The organism is Streptomyces sp. NPDC051963, assembly GCF_044593495.1.
Taxonomy (GTDB): Bacteria; Actinomycetota; Actinomycetes; order Streptomycetales; family Streptomycetaceae; genus Streptomyces.
The window spans coordinates 402277-423668 of sequence record NZ_JBIUCC010000007.1 but is presented as its reverse complement, the minus strand read 5'-3'; the positions used below and the strand labels follow the sequence as shown (position 1 = coordinate 423668).

Here is a 21392-nt window from a genome sequence, read left to right as displayed (position 1 = left end):
ACCTCACCTGACCTTCGCCGAGGAGGCGCCGCCCGTGACCCCCCGCACCCCGTCCGACGGTTCGAAGAAGACGGCAGAGGAGAACAGCGCCGCGAAGGAGACGAAGGCGGCGAAGAGTGTGAAGAAGGCCGCGGCCGAGAAGACGGCAGCCAAGAAGACGGCGACCAAGAAAGCCGCCGCCAAGAAGACTTCGGCGAAGAAGGCGGCCGCCAAGAAGACCACCGCGAAGTCCGTCGCCGCCAAGGCCACGGCGAAGAAGGTCACGGCGAAGAAGGACACAGCCAAGAAGGCCGCGCCCAAGAAAGCCGCGCCCAAGCAGGCGGCCGTCAAGAAGCTCGCCGCGAAGAAGGCGGCGCAGTCGGCTCCGGTCCATGCGGAGCCCGCGGCCCCCGCCGCTGTCTCCCACTCCGTCTCGCCCGCCGTCGACGCCGCCGATCGCGAGCGGCTGCTCAGCGGTGCGCATCACTCCCCGCACTCCGTGCTCGGCGCCCATCCGGTCCCCGGCGGGGTCGCCTTCCGCGCCTTCCGGCCGTACGCGCTGTCCGTGACGATCGTCGCCGGTGATCTGCGGGCCGAACTGCACGACGACGGGGACGGGTTCTTCTCGGGACTGCTGCCGCTGCGGGAGGTGCCGGAGTACCGGCTGTTCGTGGCGTACGAAGGGTCGGCCCAGGACACCGAGGACGCGTACCGCTTCCTGCCCGCGCTGGGCGATCTCGATCTGTATCTGATCGGCGAGGGCCGGCACGAGCAGCTGTGGACGGCGCTCGGCGCACAGCCGATGACACACCAGGGTGTGGCCGGAACCCGCTTCACCGTCTGGGCGCCGAACGCCCAGGGCGTCAGTCTGGCCGGCACCTTCAACTTCTGGGACGGCACCGGGTACCCCATGCGCTCCCTGGGCTCGTCCGGCGTCTGGGAGCTGTTCGTGCCCGGCATAGGAGAGGGTGAGCTGTACAAGTTCGAGATCACCCGCCCCGACGGTTCCAGAACCCTGCGCGCCGACCCGCTGGCCCGCCGTACCGAGGTCCCGCCGAACACGTCCTCGATCGTGGACGCCTCGCATCACGAGTGGGGGGACGGGGAGTGGCTGGCCGGGCGCGGGCAGGTCCCCGCGCACGAGGCGCCCTTCTCCGTGTACGAGGTCCATCTCGGGTCCTGGCGACCGGGACTGACGTACCGTCAACTGGCCGAGCAGCTGCCGGCGTACGTCAAGGACCTCGGCTTCACCCATGTCGAGTTGATGCCGGTCGCCGAGCACCCCTTCGGCGGCTCGTGGGGCTACCAGGTCACCGGCTTCTACGCACCCACCGCCCGGCTGGGCACGCCCGACGACTTCAAGTACCTGGTGGATGCGCTGCACCAGGCCGGTGTCGGCGTCCTGATGGACTGGGTACCGGCGCACTTCCCGCGCGACGACTGGGCGCTGGCCGAGTTCGACGGCCGCCCGCTGTACGAACACGAGGATCCGCTGCGCGCCGCCCACCCCGACTGGGGCACCCTCGAGTTCGACTACGGCCGTCGAGAGGTGCGCAACTTCCTTGTCGCCAACGCCATTTACTGGTGCGAGGAGTTCCACATCGACGGGCTGCGGGTGGACGCCGTCGCCTCCATGCTCTACCTCGACTACTCACGCGAGCCGGGCCAGTGGACGCCGAACGAGCACGGCGGCCGGGAGAACCTGGACGCGGTCGGCTTCCTCCAGGAGATGAACGCGACGGTCTACCGGCGGGTGCCGGGCGTGGTGACGATCGCGGAGGAGTCGACGGCCTGGGACGGCGTCACCCGGGCGACGCACCACATGGGCCCGGGCGGCTTCGGGGGCCTTGGCTTCGGGCTGAAGTGGAACATGGGCTGGATGCACGACTCGCTGGGCTATGTCTCCCATGAGCCGGTCCACCGCAAGTACCACCACCATGAAATGACCTTCTCGATGGTCTACGCGTACAGCGAGAACTACGTCCTGCCGATCTCCCACGACGAGGTCGTGCACGGCAAGCGCGCACTGGTGTCGAAGATGCCCGGCGACTGGTGGCAGCAGCGCGCCAACCACCGCGCCTACCTCGGCTTCATGTGGGCCCACCCCGGCAAACAACTCCTCTTCATGGGCCAGGAGTTCGCCCAGGGCGCCGAATGGTCCGAGGCACACGGACCCGACTGGTGGCTGCTGGATCCCGCCTACGGCGCCGAGGCCGACCACCGCGGGGTACGGGACCTGGTCCGCGACCTCAACACCGTCTACCGGCACACCCCGTCCCTGTGGCAGCGGGACACCGAGCCGTCCGGCTTCCAGTGGGTCGTAGGCGACGCGACCGAGGACAACGTCTTCGCCTTCCTCAGGTACGACGCGGAGGGCGTCCCGCTGCTCGCGGTCTCCAACTTCTCCCCCGTCGTCCGCCACGGCTATCGCCTGGGTGTCCCCGACGACATCCCCGCCTGGCACGAATCGCTCAACACGGACGCGGCGAAATACGGCGGCGGCGACGTCACCAACCCCGATCCGATCAAGCCGGAGCCGCAGGGGTGGCACGGCCGCGCGGCGAGCATCCGCGTGACGTTGCCGCCCCTGGCGACGGTGTGGCTGCGCCCGGCGTAGGGAGGACGCTCACCCCGACGCGGCCAGCCCCTTCGGCAGCGGACCCGTGTGCAGCACCCCCAGCCTCTGCGTCGCCCGGGTCAGGGCCACGTACAGGTCACTCGTCCCGTACCGCCCCGGTTCCACCACCAGCACCGAGTCGAACTCCAGCCCCTTCGACTGGCGCGGGTCCAGCAGCACGACCGACTGCGTGAGGTCGGGCTCCGCGCCGGCGGTGACGCCGTCCAGCCGCGCGGCCAGCGCCCGGTGCAGCTCCGTCGGCGCGATCACCGCCAGTCGGCCCTCGGCGGGGGTGAGTTCCTCGACCGCCTTGGCCACCGCGCCGGGGAGGTCGTCCGTGGCGCGTACCCAGGGTCGTACGCCCGTGGACCGTACCGAGCTCGGCGGTTCGAAGTCCGGGTGCTCCGCCCGGACGACGGCCGCCGCGAGGTCCATGATCTCGGAGGGGGTGCGGTAGTTGACGCCGAGGCGGGTGTGCTCCCAGCGGTCCTCGACATACGGCTGGAGGATCTTCGACCAGGAACCCACGCCCGCCGCCTCCGCCGTCTGCGCCGGATCGCCGACCAGTGTCATGGAGCGGGTCGGGGTGCGCCGCATCAGCAGTCGCCACGCCATCGGCGACAGCTCCTGCGCCTCGTCGACGATGATGTGCCCGAAGGCCCAGGTCCGGTCGGCCGCCGCACGCTCGGCGGCGCTGCGGTGGTCGTCCTGCTCCTGGCGTTCGGCGAACCGCTCGGCGTCGATGATGTCGTGCGCGGACAGAACCTCGGAGTCGTCGTCGCCCTTGTCGTCGAACTCGTAGGTACGGGAGGCGTACGACACGTCCAGCACCCCTTGTGCGTACGACACCTGCCGCTCGCGTTCCCGTTCCGCTCGCGCCCGCCTCAAACGGTCGTCCTCGCCCAGCAGTTCGGCCGCCTCGTCGAGCAGCGGTACGTCCGCCACCGTCCACGCGCGCGTGACCGGGCGCCGGACGGCCGCCGCGTCGGCGTCGGACAGATACCCCTCGGGTTCGGCCAGGAAGTCCGCGAGCAGGCGTCGCGGGGTGATCCTCGGCCACAGCTGGTCGATGGCGGACCAGACGTCGGGGTTCTCGGCGAGCTCGTCGCGGATCTGGGTGATGTCGCTGGGGTCGAGGAGACTCGTACCGTCGAAGGGGTCGGTGCCGACGCGTTCGGCGTACAGCTCGGTGAGCGTGTTGAGGATGTGGCCCTCGAAGTACTCGCGGGCCGCGTTGTGCGGGAGCTCGGCGGCGCGGGTGCGCTCGCGGGCGACGCCGACCAGGCCGTCGTCGAGCATCAGGATCTCGCGGTCGTGCTCGATCGTGATCACGGGGTCGGGCAGCGCCTGCCGGTCCCGTACGACCCGGGCCAGGACGTCGGCCATCTCCGCGCGGCCCTTCACCGCCGCCGCCTCGGGCTTGTCCCGCGCCGTCGCCTTCACGCCGGGGAACAGCTCGCCGACCGTCGCCAGGAGCACTCCGGTCTCGCCGAGCGAGGGCAGCACCTCGCCGATGTAGCCGAGGAAGGCGGGGTTGGGTCCGACGATCAGGACGGCACGCTTGGCGAGCAGTTCGCGGTGTTCGTAGAGCAGATAGGCGGCCCGGTGCAGGGCCACCGCCGTCTTGCCGGTACCCGGGCCGCCCTCCACCACCAGCACCCCTCGGTGCGGTGCGCGGATGATCTCGTCCTGCTCGGCCTGGATGGTCTGCACGATGTCGGTCATCCGGCCGGTGCGCGCGGAGTTCAGCGCGGCGAGCAGCACGGCGTCACCGGCCGGGTCCTCGTGGCCCGTGCGGGTGGCGTCGCCGACGTCGACGAACTCGTCGTGCAGGGCGGTGACGCGGCGGCCGTCGGTGGTGATGTGCCGGCGGCGGCGCAGGCCCATCGGGGTGTGACCGGTGGCCAGGTAGAAGGGACGGGCGACGTCGGCACGCCAGTCGATCAGGACCGGGGTGCGTTCGGCGTCGTCGGTGCGCAGGCCGATCCGGCCGATGTGGTGGCTGACGCCGGAGGTGAGGTCGATCCGGCCGAAGCAGAGCGAGCCGTCCACCGCGTTCAGCGCGGCGAGCAGGCCTGAGCGTTCGGCGACCAGGATGTCCCGCTCCAGGCGGGCCTGCATGGGCGTGTTGCCCTGGCCGAGCGCGTCCGTGACGGAGTCCTCGGTGTCGCCGCGCAGCGCGTCCACGCGCGTGTACAGGCCGTCGATGAATTCCTGCTCACGACGCATTTCATCGTCTGGAAATTCGCTGTTTGACAATTCCGCTCCCGCCCGGATATACTGTGCTCATTGAACTTCCTCGCGACTTAATCGTCTTGAAGTCGCGAACCATTAAATATACGCAAGGAAATCCCCCGAGCGCAATTGCTCGGGGGATTTCCTTGTATTGCGTCGGGTCAGAGCACGTCGGACAGTTCCTCGATCAGCCGCCGCTTGGGCCGGGCCCCCACCATCGCCTTCACGGGCTCGCCACCCCGGAAGACCATGAAGGTCGGCATCGACAGCACCTTGTACGCGTTCGTGGTCTCCGGGTTGGTGTCCACGTCCAGCTGCACCACCTTGAGCCGGTCGCCCTCCTCCGCGGCGAGCGCGCTGAGCACCGGCCCCATCTGCCGGCAGGGCGGACACCAGTCGGCGGTGAACTCGACCAGTACCGGCAGGTCCGCCCCGATCACCTCCGCCGCGAAGTCCGCGTCCGTCACCTCGGCCACACCCGCTGCCTTGATCACAGCTCCTGTCCTCCCAGTTCGCACAACGGTGAAACGCCCTCGGCCACGGCCAACCGCATGCCGATCTTCGCCCGCACGGCCTGCAACTCGCCGATCAACGCGTCCAGCTCGTCCAGCTTCCGCCGGTAGACCGCCATGGAGGCAGGGCACTCGTCCCCCTCGGTGTGCCCGGCCCGCAGACACTCCACGAAGGGCCGGGTCTCCTCCAGGTCGAAACCGAAGTCCTGGAGCGTCCTGATCTGCCCGAGCAGCTTCAGGTCGTCCTCGTCGTACGTCCGGTATCCGTTGCCGCCCCGCCGCGCGGGCAGCAGACCCCGCGACTCGTAGTACCGCAGCGTCCGCGTCGTGGTCCCGGCCCGTGCGGCCAGCTCGCCGATTCGCATGTCCTCGAACGTAGTCCTTGACGCCGACGTCAAGGCAACAGCGGCTTCCGCCGGACAGGCCCTACGGCAGGTCCGGCGCCCGCCCCGGTCGTGGGCCCAGCAGCCGGGGCCCCCGGTAGGGCTCCTCCGGGCCCTCCGGGTCCTCCGTGTCCTCCCAGTCCTCCTCCCCGACGCCCCCTACGCCGAGCAGGCGGCGGGTCAGCTCGTCGCGGTCGGAGAGGAGTTCGTCCAGGGCGGACCGGACGTCCTCGGGATCGGTGGACGCCGATTCCCGCTCGGCCGCGATCAGCACGGAGCGTCGTACCAGCTCCTTGGTGAAGGAGGCGGTCGTGCCCTCGGTGCGGGCCACCACCTCGTCGGCGATCTCCTTGCCGAGATCCAGTCCGGAGCCGTACAGATCGAGGAGGCGGGCGCGGCCCGCGGCGTCCGGGAGGGGGATCTCGACGGCCAGGTCGACGCGGCCGGGGCGCTGGACGAGGGCCGGTTCGAGGAGGTCGGCGCGGTTGGTGGTGAGGAGGAAGGCGACATCGGCGTCGTCGCCCAGGCCGTCCATCTCGTTCAGCACCTGGAAGAGCAGGGGCTGGTCCCCGTGGGCGTAGTCGCGGGCCTCGGCGATCAGGTCGCAGTCCTCCAGGACGACGAGGGCCGGCTGGAGCATCCGGGCCAGTGAGCAGGCCGGGCCGATCGCGTCGATGCTGGTGCCGGAGAGGACCACGACCGTGAACTCCGGCAGGTGGGAGAGGAGATAGCGGATCGTGTGGGTCTTGCCGGTGCCGGGCGGGCCGTACAGGAGCAGTCCGCGGCGCAGGTGCTGGCCGGCCGCGCGGAGCTGTTCGCGGCGCCGGGCGACGCCCACGACCTGGCGTTCCACGCGCTCCAGGAGGCCGTCGGGCAGCACGATGTCGTCGCGGGTGAGGCCGGGGCGGCGGTGGAAGCGGAACGGGCCGAGGCCGTGTCCGAACTCGGAGCCCTCGAAGGAGAGGACCTGGCCGCGGAAGACGTTGTGGGCGCGGACCAGTTCGTCGATCTCTTCGAGCAGCCGGTTGGCGAACTCCGTGCGCTGGGCGAGGACCTCGATCTCGACCTTGTTGCGCCCGTACTCGTCGCGCGGGCCGCGCAGCAGCACCGCGAACCGCTCGTCGCCCTCCTGACCGAGGTAGAACCCGCAGGAGACGCAGGCGAGTTCCCGGTCGGGCGACACGGGCAGATGGGCGTAGTCGACGGCGCCGAGCACGAACCGGTCGTAGCGGTCGGCCGAGTCGAGGATGTCGCCGAGGGTGAGGTCGCCGTGGTGCTGGCCGCCGCGCATGCCCACCAGTTCGTACGAGCGGCCGTCGGCGGCGAACCAGCGCTCCAGGGCGAGATGGACGTTGGGCAGGTCGAAGGCCGCGTAGGCCGCCTTGACCACCGGGCGGTCGGTGGGCGGCGAGCCGAGGTGCTCACGCAGTCGCTTGCTGAGGTCGCGGTCGCCGACCCCGCCCTTGCCGCGTGGCCGGGCCACGGCCATCAGGAACTCGGTGAACAGCTCGTTGACCTGGTCCAGGGAGAGGGGCGACGCCTCCCGCCCCGCTCCGTACCGGTCCTTGTACTCGTCCGAGCTGACGATCTCCACCTCGTGCGACTCCCCCATGCCAGCCTCCATGCGTCCGACCGTCGAGGCCTCCCAGCGTGGGCCGGAAACACAGACAGGTCAAAGGAATTGGGGTGACTTCACAAGAGGAGGGGAGCCGAACAAACGGACCGAGCGGCCAGGCTACGGGGGAGTACCTGGCCGCTCGGGGTATGTGGGGCTGTGGGGCTTGGCTACGCCTTTGCCAGCTCCTTCTCGCCGCCCTGCTCCGGCACGTCCTCGGCGTCACCGTGGCCGTCGTCCAGCAGGGTCTTCTCGTCGAACGGGACCTGTCCGGAGAGGACCTGATCGACCCGCTCCCGGTCGATCTCCTTGGTCCAGGTACCGATCAGCACGGTCGCGACCGCGTTGCCGGCGAAGTTCGTCAGGGCGCGGGCCTCGCTCATGAAGCGGTCGATACCGACGATGAGACCGATACCGTCGACGAGCGCGGGCTTGTGGGACTGGAGTCCGCCCGCCAGCGTCGCGAGCCCGGCTCCCGTGACTCCCGCCGCGCCCTTGGAGGCGACGAAGAGGAAGAGCAGCAGCGGGATCTGCTCGCCGATCGACATCGGCGTTCCCATGGCGTCGGCGATGAACAGCGAGGCCATGGTCATGTAGATCATGGTGCCGTCGAGGTTGAAGGAGTAGCCGGTCGGGATGGTGATGCCGACCACCGGCTTGCTGACGCCCAGGTGCTCCATCTTCGCGATGACCCGCGGCAGCGCGGACTCGGAGGAGGAGGTCGACAGGATCAGCAGGAACTCACGGCTCAGGTACTTGAAGAGCGTGAGGATGTTCATGCCCGCGACGATCCTCAGCAGCGATGCGAGGACGATGAAGACGAACAGGAAACAGGTGGCGTAGAAGCCGAGCATCAGGACGGCGAGGCTCTTGAGGGCATCGAGACCCGCGGAGCCGACCACCGCGGCCATGGCGCCGAAGGCGCCGACCGGGGCGGCCCACATGACCATGGCGAGGATGCGGAAGACGAGGCGCTGGATGTGCTCGACGCCGCGCAGGATCGGCTGGCCGGACGAGCCCATGGCCTGGAGCGCGAAGCCGGCGAGGAGCGCGACCAGCAGGGTCTGGAGCACCTCGCCGCCGGTGAAGGCGGAGACGATGGTCGTCGGGATGATGCCGAGCAGGAACTCGGTGGTGTCCTTGGCCTCCGCGTCGACCTGCGCGTGCCCGGCGTCCTTGATCGCGTCGGTGACGGCGAGGCCGGTGCCCGGCTCCAGGATGTTGCCGACGACCAGGCCGATGCCCAGGGCGACCAGCGACATGACCGTGAAGTAGGCGAGTGCGATACCGCCGACGGCACCGACCTTCGCGGCCTTCCGCACCGAGCCGATACCCAGCACGATCGTGCAGAAGATGATCGGGGAGATCATCATCTTGATCAGGTTGACGAAGCCCGTGCCGATCGGCTTGAGCTCCACCGCGAAGTCGGGGGCGATCAGACCGACGGCGATTCCGACGGCGACCGCGGCGATCACAGCGATGTACAGGTAATGGGTACGGTCCCGTTTGGCTCGGGGTGCGGCAGGTGCCGTATCGGCTGCGCTGGTCACGGCGGCCCTCCTTGACGTCGTCGTCGGCATCACCGGCGTGCGGCTCACGTCCGGGAGATTGCGGAGATTTAAGGGGATTTTGTCTAGATCGTCCCGGGTGTGTCGCTTCCGGGATGCCGTGACTATCTCCCGCCGTGTGAGGGCGGTCACCCTTCCGTTCATTTAGTTCATGCTTAACGTGGGGGGCACACTGACGACATGCACGTGCGCCTCCCTAGACCCCGCAGCCTGGCCGGCCAGCTCTTCGCCGTGCAGGCCGTGCTGCTCACGGTCGTGGTCCTCGGGTATGCGCTGTTCACCTACGTCAGCGACCGCGACCAGGCCGAGGACGCGGCGCGGCGCCAGGCCATGGGCGTGGCCCGCTCGGTCGCCGACTCCCCCTCCGTACGGGAGGCGATCCGCACCTCCGACCCGAGCGCCCGGCTCCAGCCGTACGCGCTGCGGGTCATCGAGGACGCCGACGTCGACTTCGTCACGATCATGAACCCGCAGGGCATCCGCTGGACCCACCCCGACCCCGACCAGATCGGCCAGCCCTTCCTCGGCCACATCGAGCGGGCGCTGAGGGGCGAGTCCTTCACCGAGACCTACACGGGCACACTCGGCCCGTCGGTCCGGGCGGTCACCCCGGTCGAGGACGGCGGGAAGGTCGTCGGCCTGGTCAGCGCCGGCATCAAGGTCGAGGCGATCAGCGAGCGGGCGCAGGGCCAGCTGACCGCGCTCATCGGCGTCGCGGCCGGGGCTCTCGCCCTCGGCGCGATCGGCACCTACGTCGTCAATGCCCGACTGCGCCGCCACACCCACGGCATGAACGCCGCCGAGCTCAGCAACATGCACGACTACCACCAGGCCGCCCTGCACGCCGTACGCGAGGGACTGCTGATGCTCGACGGGCAGTACCGCGTGGCGCTGATCAACGACGGGGCGCGGGAGCTGCTCGGGGTGAGCGAGGAGGCCGTCGGCCGCTCGGTCGCGGACCTGGGACTGCCCGCCCCGCTCACCGGCGCGCTGCTCGCGTCGGAGCCGCGGGTGGACGAGGTGCATCTGACGGCGGACCGGGTGCTCGTGGTGAACACCTCACCGGTGTCGGGCGGCGAGCGGAAGGGCACGGTCGTCACCCTGCGCGATGTGACCGAACTCCAGTCCCTCATGGGCGAGTTGAACTCCGAACGCGGCTTCACCCAGGCGCTGCGCTCACAGGCGCACGAGGCGGCGAACCGCCTCCACACGGTGGTCTCGCTGATCGAGCTGGGCCGCGCGCAGGAGGCCGTGGACTTCGCGACGGCCGAACTGGAACTGGCCCAGGCGCTGACCGACCAGGTGGTGGCCGCGGTGAGCGAACCAGTCCTCGCGGCCCTGCTGCTCGGCAAGACGGCCCAGGCGAACGAGCGGGGCGTGGAGCTGGTGGTCTCGGACGAGAGCAGCCTGGACGACGGTCTGCTGCCGCCGTCATTGCCCGCCCGGGACCTGGTGACCATCCTGGGCAACCTCATCGACAACGCCGTGGACGCGGCGCAGGGCAGCGCGCGAGGGCGGGTGACTGTGACGGCGTACACGGAAGGCGGCTGCGAGCTGGTGCTGAAGGTGGCGGACACGGGTGCGGGCGTCGATCCCGCGCACGCCGAGGCGGTCTTCCAGCGCGGCTTCTCGACCAAGCCGGCGGGACCGGGCGGGCGGGGGCTCGGGCTGGCGCTGGTCCGACAGGCGGTGGTGCGGCACGAGGGCGCCCTGACGGTGGCGGAGGCCGCCGGGGGTGGCGCCCAGTTCGAGGTACGGCTGCCGTTGGACAGCCCGGTGTCCGAGCATGCGGTGTCCGGGGGTGGCGTATGACGGCGGCCGAGCAGCCCATCCGGGTCCTGGTCGTCGAGGACGACCCGGTGGCCGCGGACGCCCATGTGATGTACGTCGGCCGGGTCCCCGGTTTCGTCGCGGTCGGCAAGGCCCACACGGGCGCGGAGGCGCGGCGCGCGCTGGACCGTACGCCGGTGGATCTGCTGCTGCTGGACCTGCACCTGCCCGATGTGCACGGATTGCAGTTGGCGCGGTCGCTGCGGGCCGCGGGCCATCACGCCGACGTGATAGCGGTGACGTCCGCGCGGGATCTGACGGTCGTGCGGGAGGGTGTCTCGCTGGGCGTCGTGCAGTACGTACTGAAGCCGTTCACCTTCGCGACCCTGCGGGACCGGCTCGTCCGGTACGCCGAGTTCCACGCGGCGGCGGGCGAGGCGAGCGGACAGGACGAGGTGGATCGGGCCCTGGCCGCGCTCCGGGCGCCCGGACCGGCGGAGCTGCCGAAGGGGCTGAGCGGGCCGACGTTGGAGATCGTCACGGGGGCGCTGCGGGAGGCCGAGGAGGGGCTCACCGCGGCGGGGGTCGCGGAGGCCGTGGGGATTTCCCGGATCACGGCTCGGCGGTATCTGGAGCATTTGGTGGAGGCGGGGCGGGCTGGGCGGAGTCCGTTGTATGGGCAGGTGGGGAGGCCGGAGTTGGTTTATCGGTGGGTTAAGGGGGTGGAGAGGGGGCGTTAGGGGGTGGGGGTGGGGTTGTTGAGGGTGGCGGCTCGGGTGCGGGCTTGGCTTGCTTTGGTGGGGGCGTTGCCGCGGGTGTAGGCATCGGCGGCCAGAAGCCAGTAGGCGCGGGCGTCGGCGGGGCGGTTGGCCTCCTCGTGAGCGAGAGCCAAGTTTTGGAGGGACGTGCCGGCCCGATACCAGTCCTCGAACTCCTCAAGGATCGCCAGGGCCGTGCCGTACGCCTCGATCGCTTCCTCCACTCGGCCCGCCTCCTGCAGGGCGATGCCGAGGTTGTTCCATGCCGTGGCCTCGCCGTGACGGTCCCCGGCGGCCCGGTGCGGACCACGGGCTCGGGTGTGAGCGTCGATCGCCTCCTCCACCCTGCCCGCGTTCCGCAAGGCGAGGCCGAGGTTGTTCCAAGCCATAGCCTCGCCGTGACGGTCCCCAGCGGCCCGGCACAGGTCGCGGGCGCTGGTGAGGGTGTCGATCGCCTCCTCCATCCGGCCCGCCTCCTGGAGGGCGATGCCGAGGTTGTTGCACGCACTGGCCTCACCGCGACGGTCCCCGGCAGCCTGGCGCAGGTCGCGGCCGCGGGTATGCGCGTCGATCGCTTCCTCCACCCGGCCCGCGTTCCGCAAGGCTAGACCGAGGTTGTTCCACGCCCCAGCCTCCCCCTTGCGGTCCCCGGCTCGGTCCGCGGCCTCCAGCGCGGCACGCCCGACAGTGACCCCGTCGTCGAAGTGGCGCCGCCAGCGGAGATACACCGACAGGCACGACGCCAGCCGCACCACCGTGTCCGCGTACCGCTCCTCCCGCCCCCACAACACCGCCGCCACCAGCCCAGCCCGCTCCCCGTCGAACCACGCCAACGCCTGCCCCCGGTCCGCAAACCGCTCCGGCTCCACCATCCCCGGCAACCACCGCAACCGGTCATCAGCCGCATCCGCCCACCGGTGATAGAACTCCAGCACCCGGCCCCGCGCCACCCCTCCCTCTTCCTGCAACCCCGCATCCGCGGCAACCACCCCCACCCCAAACACCCGCACCAGGTCGTGCAATCGCCACCACCCGCTCGCACTCCCCCGCTCGACGAGATGCGCACGAGCCAGCGCCCTCAGGTCCCGCAGCGGAGGCACCTCGTCCCCGACCAGCGCGGCTGCGACCTCGCTGCTCACCTCTGCCCCCGGTGCGACGGCGAGCAACCTCAACAGCCCAGCCTGCCCGGCGGGCAGCCGTCGATACGAGAGGTCGAAGGCGGCACGGACACTGCGCTCGCCGTCGTCGAGGTCGTCAAGACGGTCATGCGACGCGGCGAGTTCATCGACGAGTTCCGCGAGCGGCTTGTCCGGATCCTCGACCAACAGCGCGGCCGCGATCTGGAGGGCCAGCGGCAAGTGGCCGCACAGGACGGCAAGCTGCCGAGCCCCGTCAGTGTCGTCCATGACCCGGCTGTCATCCGGGTCGGCGATCCTCAGGGCGAGGTCGAGCAGTTCATACGCGTCTTCGGGCGTGAGCTGGTCCAACCGCACCAGCCGGGCCCCGAGTTGGGGCAGACGATCACGGGACGTGACCAGTACCCGATGACGTGTATCCCCCGGAAGGAGCGGACGAACCTGGTCCGGCGACGACGCGTTGTCGGCCAGAAGCAGCACCGGACCCCGTTCCTGCGCACGCCCTGCCAGCACGGAGCGGTACAGAACCGCACGGTCGTCGGCCCGACCGGGAATGTGCTCCGGCGCAACCCCGAGCGCCCGCAGCAGGGACTGCAACGCCTGATCAGCGGTGACCGGCTCCTCGTCGTACCCGTGCAGGTCGACGAAGAGCACCCCGCCCGGGAACCAGCCCTTCTCGCACGCCAGATGCGCCGTCTCCACGGCGAGCGCGGTCTTGCCGACGCCACCGAGCCCGGAGACCGCAGCCGCGAGCACGACGGCGCCACCCGGTGACGGAGGCTCGGCGGCCGGGTCCAGCGCACGCAGCAGGTCGGCCATCTCCTCGTCGCGCCCGGTGAATCCGCCGGGCCTCGGCGGCAGGGAAGACAGGGCCTCCGGCGCGGCGGCGGCCCCGCCCTGCTGGATGACGACCTGCACGCCGACCACCTCGCGCAGAAACACCCCGCCCCGGAAGTCGGTGTGGTCGCCGCCGTACCAGTCCGTCCCACTGCCCGGCGCTTGCCGCTCCATGGCCGCCGCCACGCCTCCCGCGACCAGCGGATCGGCACCGAGCAGCTCCACGACCCGGTCACCCCAGGCCTGCACCGCTTCTCGCCGGTCCGGCCGACCCGCCGCTTCGGCCAGCGCCTGCACCGACGCACCCGCGTCCAGCCCCAGTGCGCTCGTCAGTTCCCCGACCGCCCGGCGCCCCGCTTCCCCGCCCGCGCCTTCGGCCAAGGCGGTCAGCAACGCCGTTCTCATGCGCCTGTTCCGTCCCCCGGTCCATGCCACCGCAGTCAACGGTACGGCGTCAGGCGGGAGTTCGCGCGGCTCTCGCGTACAGCACGACCTGCGTGCCGAGGCCGGCCACCGCGAGGGCCTCCACCACCGACAGAACGACCAGCAACGCACCGCTCGTGCCGCCGGCCCAGAACACGACCAGCGCCGCGAACGGCACCGCACAGAACGCCGTGAGGTCGACCGCCAGCTGGATCGCCTTGCGGGACCTGCGTCGCGGGTCCCCGCGGTGCCCGGTCTCCCAGGCGAACGCCTGGAACACTCCCCCGGGTTCGGCCAGCGCCGCGAGCCGGGGTCCGAGGTCCTCACGGACGTAGGCGCCGATCGCCGAGATCTTGTCGTCGTTCACCAGGTACGTCCACCCGAGCACGACGCACACCGGCGGCAGCGCCAGCAGCATCGACGCCTGCTCGGCCTGCGCGGCCGCGGCGATGACGGCGGCCACGACGGCCAAGGTCACATAGAGCAGGTTGTCCCGGAACCCGATGCGCGCCTTCTGCTCGTCCTTGACGCTCTGGTACTCGGCGAGCAGCAACTGCCCCACGGTGACGTCCTGTTCGGCCACTCCAACCGCCCTCTCCCCCGACCGACCTGGCAGTACCTTAGACAGATGTCCGCGAACCAGCCCACCGCCGTCATTCTCACGGCGCTCCCGGTGGAGTACGACGCCGTACGTGCCCACCTGACGGGCGAGACCGAGGAACTGGAACACGACGACGGAACCCGCGTGGAGCTGGGCCGGCTCGACGGCACGTCCTGGAACCTCGCCATCGCGGAACTGGGCGAGGGCGCCATGAACGCCGCCGCGCTCACCACACAGATCGTCGGCTGGCTCCGGCCGCAGGTGCTGCTCTTCGTCGGGGTCGCGGGCGGGCTCAAGGACGACATCGAGATCGGTGACGTCGTGGTCGGGACGAAGGTGTACGCCGTCCACGGCGGCAAGCAGACCCCGGACGGCTTCCAGGCCCGCCCCGAGGCCTGGCGCGGCTCGCACCGGCTGTTGCAGTCCGCCCGCTCCGCGCTGCGGGGCATGGAGGACGTTCGGGGTCATCTCAAGCCGATCGCGTGCGGTGACGTCGTTCTGGCCGACGACAAGTCCGCGTTCGCCGACTACATCCGGCGGACCTTCAACGACGCCTGCGCCATCGAGATGGAGGGCTCGGGCGCCGCCCACGCCGCCCATCTGAACGGCCAGTTGGACGCCCTCGTGATCCGGGGCATCAGCGACCGCGCCAACGCGAGGAAGCACAAGGCCGACGCCTCCGGTTCCCAGACGCGGGCCGCCGAGCGGGCGGCCTCGGTCGCGGTGGCCGTCCTGCGCAAGCAACGGCCGCGCGACGCCTCGTCCGGCCCCGAGGAGGGTCCCCATCCGCGCCGCGAAGCCGGAGACAGAGACAGAGCCACAGCCACATACGGCGGCGATCACATCGACTTCCGGGGCGGCACCTTTCACGGCCCCGTCATCGGCAAGAGACTCGGACCGGACGACTGAGGAAGGCAAGAGCACGACCGGCCTCCACGGCCCGGTCCCCGTCGCGACCACCACGCCCCCACCGATGCCGCCCAAGCCCGCGCATCCGCCGAATCCCTCAAATAGCACCAGCCAGAGGTCCGCAGCCTCAAGAACGACACCGCACATACATTGACCTGACTAGACCACTCCTCCTAGGTTCACCTGGCAACCACCCTGGCCACAACGTCGTGAGCCCGCAGGAGGTCATGCCCGTGCGCCCCACCGCCGCAGTCCCCGCCCTTGTCGCCGTCGCCCTCACCGCCACCGCCCTCACCGCCTGCGGCGGCGGATCCGGCAGCGACCCCGACACCGTGAAGGTCTCCTTCAAGCAGTCCACGGACAACAACATCAAGGTGATGGACACGTTCCTCGCCGACATCAAGAAGCAGTTCGAGAAGGCGAACCCCGGCAAGAAGGTCGAGCTCGTCCCGATCAAGGCCCCGGACTCGGAGTACTACACCAAGGTCCAGCAGATGCTCCGCTCCCCGAAGACGGCCCCGGACCTGGTCTACGAGGACACCTTCCTCATCAACTCCGACATCACCAGCGGATACTTGAAGCCGCTGGACGACTACCTCGCCAAGTGGCCGGACTGGAACCAGTTCATCGACACGGCGAAGGCGGCGGCCAAGGGCGAGGACGGGAAGACGTACGGCGTCCCGGACGGTACGGACACCCGCGGGCTCTGGTTCGACAAGGCGATATTCGCGAAGGCCGGTCTGCCGGCCGACTGGCAGCCGAAGACGTGGGACGACGTCCTCGAAGCGGCTCGCACGATCAAGGAGAAGGTGCCCGGCGTCACGCCGCTCAACGTCTACACCGGCAAGCCCGTCGGCGAGGGCGCCACCATGCAGGGCTTCCAGATGCTGCTCTACGGCACGAACGACGGCAATACCGATCCGCTCTACGACCACGCGTCGAAGAAGTGGATCGCGGGCGGTCAGGGCTTCAAGGACTCGCTCCAGTTCGTCGAGACGGTCTACAAGGAGAAGCTCGGCCCGGACGTCTCCGACGCCCTCGACCCCAACTTCGGCACCCGGGTCCGCGGCGAACTGCTCCCCGAGGGCAAGCTGGGCATCAACCTCGACGGCTCCTGGCTCCCGCAGGACTGGCTGAAGGGCAGCGGTCATGAGTGGCCCGAGTGGTCGGAGAAGCTCGGACTCGCCGCGATGCCCACGCAGAACGGGCAGGCCCCCGGCAAGGTGAGCATGTCCGGCGGCTGGACGTGGTCCATCCCGGACAAGGCGGGCAACCCCGACCTGGCCTTCAAGTTCATCGAGACGATGCAGACGAAGGCGAACGCCCAGAAGTGGTACATCGCCAACTCCGGAATCGCCGTGCGCAAGGACGTGGCCGCCGATCCCGCGTACATCCAGGCGCAGCCCGGCATCAAGTTCTTCACCGATCTGGTCAGCAGTACGCACTACCGGCCCGCCTACCCCGCGTATCCGAAGGTCTCCACCGCCATCCAGGAGGCGATGGAGGGCGTGACGACGGGCGACATGTCGGTGGCGGAGGCGGCGAGCGGCTACGACGAGGCGCTCAAGGCGGCGACCGACGACCAGGTCGTCGAGAAGTGAACGGCGGCGACCGTACATGACCGCAGCCGCACCGCACGCGGGCCCGGAGACCGCCAAGGTCCCTCCGGGCCCGCCGGGTCCGCCCCCCGTGCCGCGGAAGAACCAGTTCCACCGGGCCCTGACCCGCGTCCTCCCCGTCTCCCCCGCCCTCGTCCTGCTGCTCCTCTTCCTCGCGGGCCCGATCGCCTACTGCGCCTACATCGCCTTCACCGACCTCCAGCTCACCGGACAGGCCGAGTCGTCGTTCGTCGGATTCGACAACTTCCGTACGGCGTTCCAGGACAAGGCCTTCCTGAACGCCGTATGGCTGACGCTGGTGTTCACGGTGCTGTCGGCGCTGGTCGGCCAGAACACGCTGGGGCTGGCGCTGGCGGCAATGATGCAGCGGGCGTCGAAGCCGGTGCGCACACTCACCGGTGGCATCGTTGTCACGGCGTGGGTGCTGCCGGAGGTGGTCGCGGGCTTCCTCCTGTACGCGTTCTTCCGCCGTGAGGGCACCCTGAACGCCATCCTGGACTGGCTCCATCTCCCGTCCCAGAACTGGCTGTTCACGCTCCCGATCCTCGCGGTGTCCTTCGCGAACGTCTGGCGCGGCACGGCCTTCTCGATGCTGGTCTACTCGGCCGCGCTGAACGAGATCCCCAAGGAGATCACCGAGGCCGCCGAGGTGGACGGCGCGAGCGGCTGGCGCCGGATGTGGCACATCACGCTGCCGATGATCCGCCGTTCGATCGGCACCAACCTGATGCTCAACACCCTCCAGACGCTGTCCGTCTTCGGTCTGATCTGGGTGATGACACGGGGCGGGCCGGGCGGCAAGAGCCAGACGCTTCCGCTGTTCATGTACGAACAGGCCTTCCAGAACAGCATGATCGGCTACGGCACGGCGGTCGCGCTGCTGCTGTTGCTGGTCGGCTCCGTCTTCTCCCTCGTGTACATGCGCCTGCTGCGGACGGAGGTCTGACGCCATGGCACTCACGCTCACGTCACGCCGGAGGCGTCACAAACTGGCCGCCGACGCGGGGCTGTTGGTGGTCGCCGCGGCCTTCTGTCTGCCGCTGGCGTGGGTGGTTCTGTCCGCCCTGGACCCGGACGCGGACCTTCGGGTGAAGGCCCCCGACGGGCTCACCTTCGACAACTTCGACGCGATCCTGACCCAGGACATCATCTTCACACCGCTGCTGAACAGCCTGATCCTGTGCGGCGGCGCGACCCTGCTGACCGTGGTCTGCGCGGCCCTCGCGGCCTACCCGCTGTCACGCTTCCGCTCCCGTCTGAACCGTCCGTTCCTGCTGTCGATCCTCTTCGCGACGAGCCTGCCGATCACGGCGATCATGGTGCCGGTGTACGCGCTGTTCGTGCAGGTCGATCTCATCGACACGATGCAGGGCACGATCTTCTTCTTCGCCGCCTCTCAACTCCCGTTCGCCATCTGGCTGATGAAGAACTTCATGGACGGGGTGCCGAAGGAGCTGGAGGAGGCTGCGTGGACGGACGGCGCGTCGTCCCTTCAGTCACTCGTCAGGATCGTGCTGCCGCTCATGGGTCCGGGCGTGGCGGTCGTGACGGTGTTCTCGTTCGTGATGATGTGGGGGAACTTCTTCGTCCCCTTCATGCTGCTGCTGACGCCGGACCAGATGCCGGCGGCGGTGAGCATCAACGAGTTCTTCGGGAACCGGGGCACGGTGGTGTACGGGCAGCTGGCGGCTTTCTCGATCGTCTACTCGACACCGGTGATCCTGCTCTATGTGCTGGTCGCCCGGCGGCTGGGCGGCGGGTTCGCGCTGGGCGGGGCGGTCAAGGGCTGACCCCGCTCACGCCTCGGACAGCACCCCCGGACGGAACGGCTCCACTCCCACCACCCTCCGCACCCGCACCGGCTCGATCAGCAGCATCACGCGCCGCTCCCCCGGCAGCAGCCAGGGGTACCGGTCCTGACCGATGTACTTCCGGGTGAGCCGGTCCATCGACCGCTCGGCTTCCTCGCCCTCCACGAACCGTACGACCCTGCCCCGGATCTCCACCCGGTCATAGGGGTTGTCGGGGTCGTGGTGGGAGAGGGAGACGTTCGGATTGCGCCGCAGGTTTTCTTCCTTCACACGTCCGATTGCCGTGTTGATCATGACGAACTCGCCTTCGACATCCGCCCACATGGGCGAGATCTGCGGCGTCCCGTCCGGGCCGACCGTCGCGAGGTGCCAGAAGTTGGGCGCCAGCAACCGCTCGCGAATATGCCCCTCTACCTTGCCATTCACTTCGTACACGATCGTCACACTCCTCCCGGGCGCCCGCCCGGGCGTCCGTGAGCCATCCTCACCATCGCCCGCGCGCCACCGACAGATGATCTCCGGACACCCGAACCCGTGGCCGAAACCGTACGTTCCTACAATCCGTGATCCTGGCTGAACTGACCGTAGTCAACCCACTCCCGCGCCCCTAGCTTGTGGCGCGTGCGCCGACCCCAAGCTCTGTCGAACCAGCCAGGTCCCCCCTTCAACGCCCCCGCCGCCCGCAGACTCCGTGCCGCTCTCGGCATGGGGCCCGAACATGTCGCCCACGACATGCGCGCCTCGTACGGACTGCCGTACGTCAGTCCGGATCTCGTCGTCGCCTGGGAACGCGGCGCCCTCACCCCGACCAGCCCCGAACTCACCGCGCTGGCCGGTGTGTTGTGGTGCTCGCCGGGCGAACTGATCGGGCAGCCGCGGACCTTGCGCGAGCACCGCATCGCCCGTGGGCTGGCGCCCGAGGACGTCGCCCGTACCGTAGGGCTCGAACTCCTGGCGTATATGCGCATGGAGGAGACCGACGACTGGCGCGGGACCGACCGGCAGTCCTCCGCGCTGGCCGGACTGCTCGATCTGTCGCTCCCCGACTTCGTCACCGTCACCGGGCGCAATCCGAAGCTGGCCGAGCTGCTGCGCGGCGCCGTGACGACGCGCTGGCAGGCGTACGTCCGGCCGGTCGGGAAGATGCTGCCCCTGGACCGGCGCCTCCTGGAGGACACCCTCCAGGAGCTGCACCAGGACTACCAGGGGCGGATGGTCGCCACGCTGAGCTGGGGTGGCGGCGGGGAGGGCTCGGACGCGTCCGGCCGTGACTTCCTCGACCGGATCCTGGACCTGTTCTGGATCCGGGTCAGTGATCGTTCTCCAGATGGAGTTTGAGCAGGTCCACGCCGTAGTCGCCGGCGTTCGGGGTGCGGATGATGGTGTGGATGTGCTGCTGGGTCGGCGTCCCGTTCGGGCCGCCCATGCCGCCGCCGCTGTCCTTGTTGCCGTAGGCCAGCGGGGACTGGGCGTCGTACTCGATGAGGACGACCGGGCTGTGCACGCGGTAATAGAAGGCCGAGCTGTCCTTGGTCTCGCCGATCCAGTAGAAGTACGTGTCGTCGAGGTGGTCCTCGACCTCCGTCATCCTGACCTCGGCGTGCCCCTCGTTCATGTAGCCGACGTACACGCCCACCAGGTCGAGCAGCTTCTGCCGCTGCGCGGAGGTGAGGTCGGCGCACTTCAGGCCCTCGTAGGCGAGCTCCAGATTGTCGGCGCCCGCGCCCGCCTTCATGTCGGCGCCGCTCTTCTCCGCCGTGCTGGAGATCGCCTCGGCCTGCTGGGCCTTGGTCAGGGAGCGGAGCATCGCCAGGCCCGCCGTGGTCTCCTTCTTGAAGGTGACGATCTTCTCGCCCTGGTAGGTCGCCGAGGTCGGCTCGGAGCCCATGAAGGTCGGCGTCATGACGACCTGGTCGCCCAGGACGAAGTAGTTGATGGCGACGTGATGGCCCTCGTACTGGAAGCCCCACGGCTTCGTGGTCGACGGGGTGCCCATGACGGTGAAGTAGTAGTGGCCCTCGGTGAGGGTCTCCTTGCCGCCGCCGTTGTAGTAGCCCAGGAACGCGTTGAGCTTCATGATGTTGCGGGTCTGCGTGAGCCCGTCGGCGGACAGGGCCTTGCCGAGCAGCGCGTACCCGAGGTTGCGCTGCTTCTCGGTGAGGTCGCCCATGCGGACGCCCTCGCGCTCGTAGCCGTCGACGTTGCTCCAGGCCAGCCATTCGTCGGCCTGGATGTCGAACAGGGTGGCCTTCGCCTGCGTCTTGGAGAGCCCGTCCAGGAAGGTCTGCGCGGCCTTGACGATCCCGTCGGTGGAGACGTCGGTGGAGTGGATCGAGTACAGGTCGTCGACGATCGTGCCGTCGGTGGTGAGGCCCTTGAAGTCGGCGTACTTGACCTCGGAGGCGCCGGGGCCCATGCCCCCGCCGCCGGGCGCGCCGGAGGGCATGCCGCTCGGGGCGGCGGAGGACGACGAGGACGTGCTCGCCGAGTCGGAGGAGCCGTTGGAACAGCCGGTCATCGTCGCCACCGCGGCGACGCCGCCGGCGAGCAGCGCCTTGTTCATGAACCAGCGGCGGCTGCGATCGGCTTCAGGGGTGCGTGGTCGGTGTCCGTGCATGC

Annotated in this window: 17 protein-coding genes; 8 read left to right on the top strand and 9 right to left on the bottom strand. The window is 69.7% G+C overall.

The window, feature by feature from the left end; translation table 11 throughout:
- The first annotated feature begins 34 nt into the window (after positions 1-34).
- Positions 35-2596, top strand: coding sequence for a 1,4-alpha-glucan branching enzyme (gene glgB, locus ACIHFB_RS29940; protein WP_400128613.1), 2562 nt, complete (start codon positions 35-37; stop codon positions 2594-2596).
- A 9-nt stretch (positions 2597-2605) separates the two neighbouring features.
- Here the strand turns inward: glgB and ACIHFB_RS29935 are convergent, their stop codons facing one another.
- The 5 genes from ACIHFB_RS29935 to ACIHFB_RS29915 all read right to left on the bottom strand — a co-directional run bounded on the left by ACIHFB_RS29935 (position 2606) and on the right by ACIHFB_RS29915 (position 8921).
- Complete coding sequence (locus ACIHFB_RS29935) at positions 2606-4825, bottom strand: HelD family protein (protein WP_400128612.1); 2220 nt, start codon at positions 4823-4825, stop codon at positions 2606-2608.
- A gap of 167 nt (positions 4826-4992) precedes the next feature.
- Entirely contained in the window at positions 4993-5307 is a 315-nt protein-coding gene (locus tag ACIHFB_RS29930; protein WP_365284036.1) for a thioredoxin domain-containing protein, read from the bottom strand.
- Between the two features lie 14 nt (positions 5308-5321).
- Complete coding sequence (locus tag ACIHFB_RS29925) at positions 5322-5708, bottom strand: MerR family transcriptional regulator (RefSeq protein WP_365283593.1); 387 nt, start codon at positions 5706-5708, stop codon at positions 5322-5324.
- A gap of 61 nt (positions 5709-5769) precedes the next feature.
- Positions 5770-7338, bottom strand: a complete 1569-nt coding sequence (locus ACIHFB_RS29920) for an AAA family ATPase (RefSeq protein ID WP_400128611.1) — start codon at positions 7336-7338, stop codon at positions 5770-5772.
- Positions 7339-7511: 173 nt separating this feature from the next.
- Positions 7512-8921 (bottom strand): cation:dicarboxylate symporter family transporter, encoded by a 1410-nt coding sequence (locus ACIHFB_RS29915; RefSeq protein WP_400128720.1) that lies wholly within the window; start codon positions 8919-8921, stop codon positions 7512-7514.
- Between the two features lie 168 nt (positions 8922-9089).
- Between ACIHFB_RS29915 and ACIHFB_RS29910 the strand changes: the two genes are divergently transcribed.
- Both ACIHFB_RS29910 and ACIHFB_RS29905 read left to right on the top strand, forming a co-directional pair.
- Complete coding sequence (locus ACIHFB_RS29910) at positions 9090-10721, top strand: ATP-binding protein (RefSeq protein WP_400128610.1); 1632 nt, start codon at positions 9090-9092, stop codon at positions 10719-10721.
- Positions 10718-11419 (top strand): response regulator, encoded by a 702-nt coding sequence (locus ACIHFB_RS29905; RefSeq protein ID WP_365283602.1) that lies wholly within the window; start codon positions 10718-10720, stop codon positions 11417-11419. The genes ACIHFB_RS29910 and ACIHFB_RS29905 overlap by 4 nt, the downstream gene beginning before the upstream one ends.
- Here the strand turns inward: ACIHFB_RS29905 and ACIHFB_RS29900 are convergent.
- The gene (locus tag ACIHFB_RS29900; RefSeq protein ID WP_400128609.1) at positions 11416-13815 is read right to left on the bottom strand and encodes an ATP-binding protein; all 2400 of its coding nucleotides are present in this window, start codon (positions 13813-13815) and stop codon (positions 11416-11418) included. The two genes, ACIHFB_RS29905 and ACIHFB_RS29900, sit on opposite strands and share 4 nt — an antisense overlap.
- A 49-nt stretch (positions 13816-13864) precedes the next feature.
- Positions 13865-14416, bottom strand: a complete 552-nt coding sequence (locus ACIHFB_RS29895) for a hypothetical protein (protein WP_400128608.1) — start codon at positions 14414-14416, stop codon at positions 13865-13867.
- 45 nt (positions 14417-14461) lie between these two features.
- Between ACIHFB_RS29895 and ACIHFB_RS29890 the strand changes: the two genes are divergently transcribed.
- The 4 genes from ACIHFB_RS29890 (at position 14462) to ACIHFB_RS29875 (ending at position 18752) form a co-directional block, all read left to right on the top strand.
- Positions 14462-15343 carry a nucleosidase gene (locus tag ACIHFB_RS29890; protein ID WP_400128607.1) on the top strand — a complete coding sequence of 294 codons (882 nt, stop codon included), beginning with the start codon at positions 14462-14464 and terminating at the stop codon, positions 15341-15343.
- A 227-nt stretch (positions 15344-15570) separates the two neighbouring features.
- Entirely contained in the window at positions 15571-16944 is a 1374-nt protein-coding gene (locus tag ACIHFB_RS29885; RefSeq protein ID WP_400128605.1) for an extracellular solute-binding protein, read from the top strand.
- A 16-nt stretch (positions 16945-16960) separates the two neighbouring features.
- Positions 16961-17908, top strand: a complete 948-nt coding sequence (locus ACIHFB_RS29880; RefSeq protein WP_365283612.1) for a sugar ABC transporter permease — start codon at positions 16961-16963, stop codon at positions 17906-17908.
- Positions 17909-17912: 4 nt separating this feature from the next.
- The gene (locus ACIHFB_RS29875) at positions 17913-18752 is read left to right on the top strand and encodes a carbohydrate ABC transporter permease (protein WP_365283614.1); all 840 of its coding nucleotides are present in this window, start codon (positions 17913-17915) and stop codon (positions 18750-18752) included.
- Between the two features lie 6 nt (positions 18753-18758).
- Here ACIHFB_RS29875 and ACIHFB_RS29870 read toward each other — a convergent pair whose 3' ends face one another.
- Entirely contained in the window at positions 18759-19217 is a 459-nt protein-coding gene (locus ACIHFB_RS29870; protein WP_400128604.1) for a PPOX class F420-dependent oxidoreductase, read from the bottom strand.
- Between the two features lie 168 nt (positions 19218-19385).
- Between ACIHFB_RS29870 and ACIHFB_RS29865 the strand changes: the two genes are divergently transcribed.
- Positions 19386-20111 carry an XRE family transcriptional regulator gene (locus tag ACIHFB_RS29865; RefSeq protein ID WP_400128603.1) on the top strand — a complete coding sequence of 242 codons (726 nt, stop codon included), beginning with the start codon at positions 19386-19388 and terminating at the stop codon, positions 20109-20111.
- On the opposite strand, the gene ACIHFB_RS29860 is transcribed toward ACIHFB_RS29865, so the two are convergent.
- On the bottom strand, positions 20083-21390 hold the full coding sequence (locus ACIHFB_RS29860) for a DUF3500 domain-containing protein (protein WP_400128602.1): 1308 nt from the start codon (positions 21388-21390) through the stop codon (positions 20083-20085). The genes ACIHFB_RS29865 and ACIHFB_RS29860 overlap by 29 nt on opposite strands.
- Between the last annotated feature and the right edge of the window lie 2 nt (positions 21391-21392).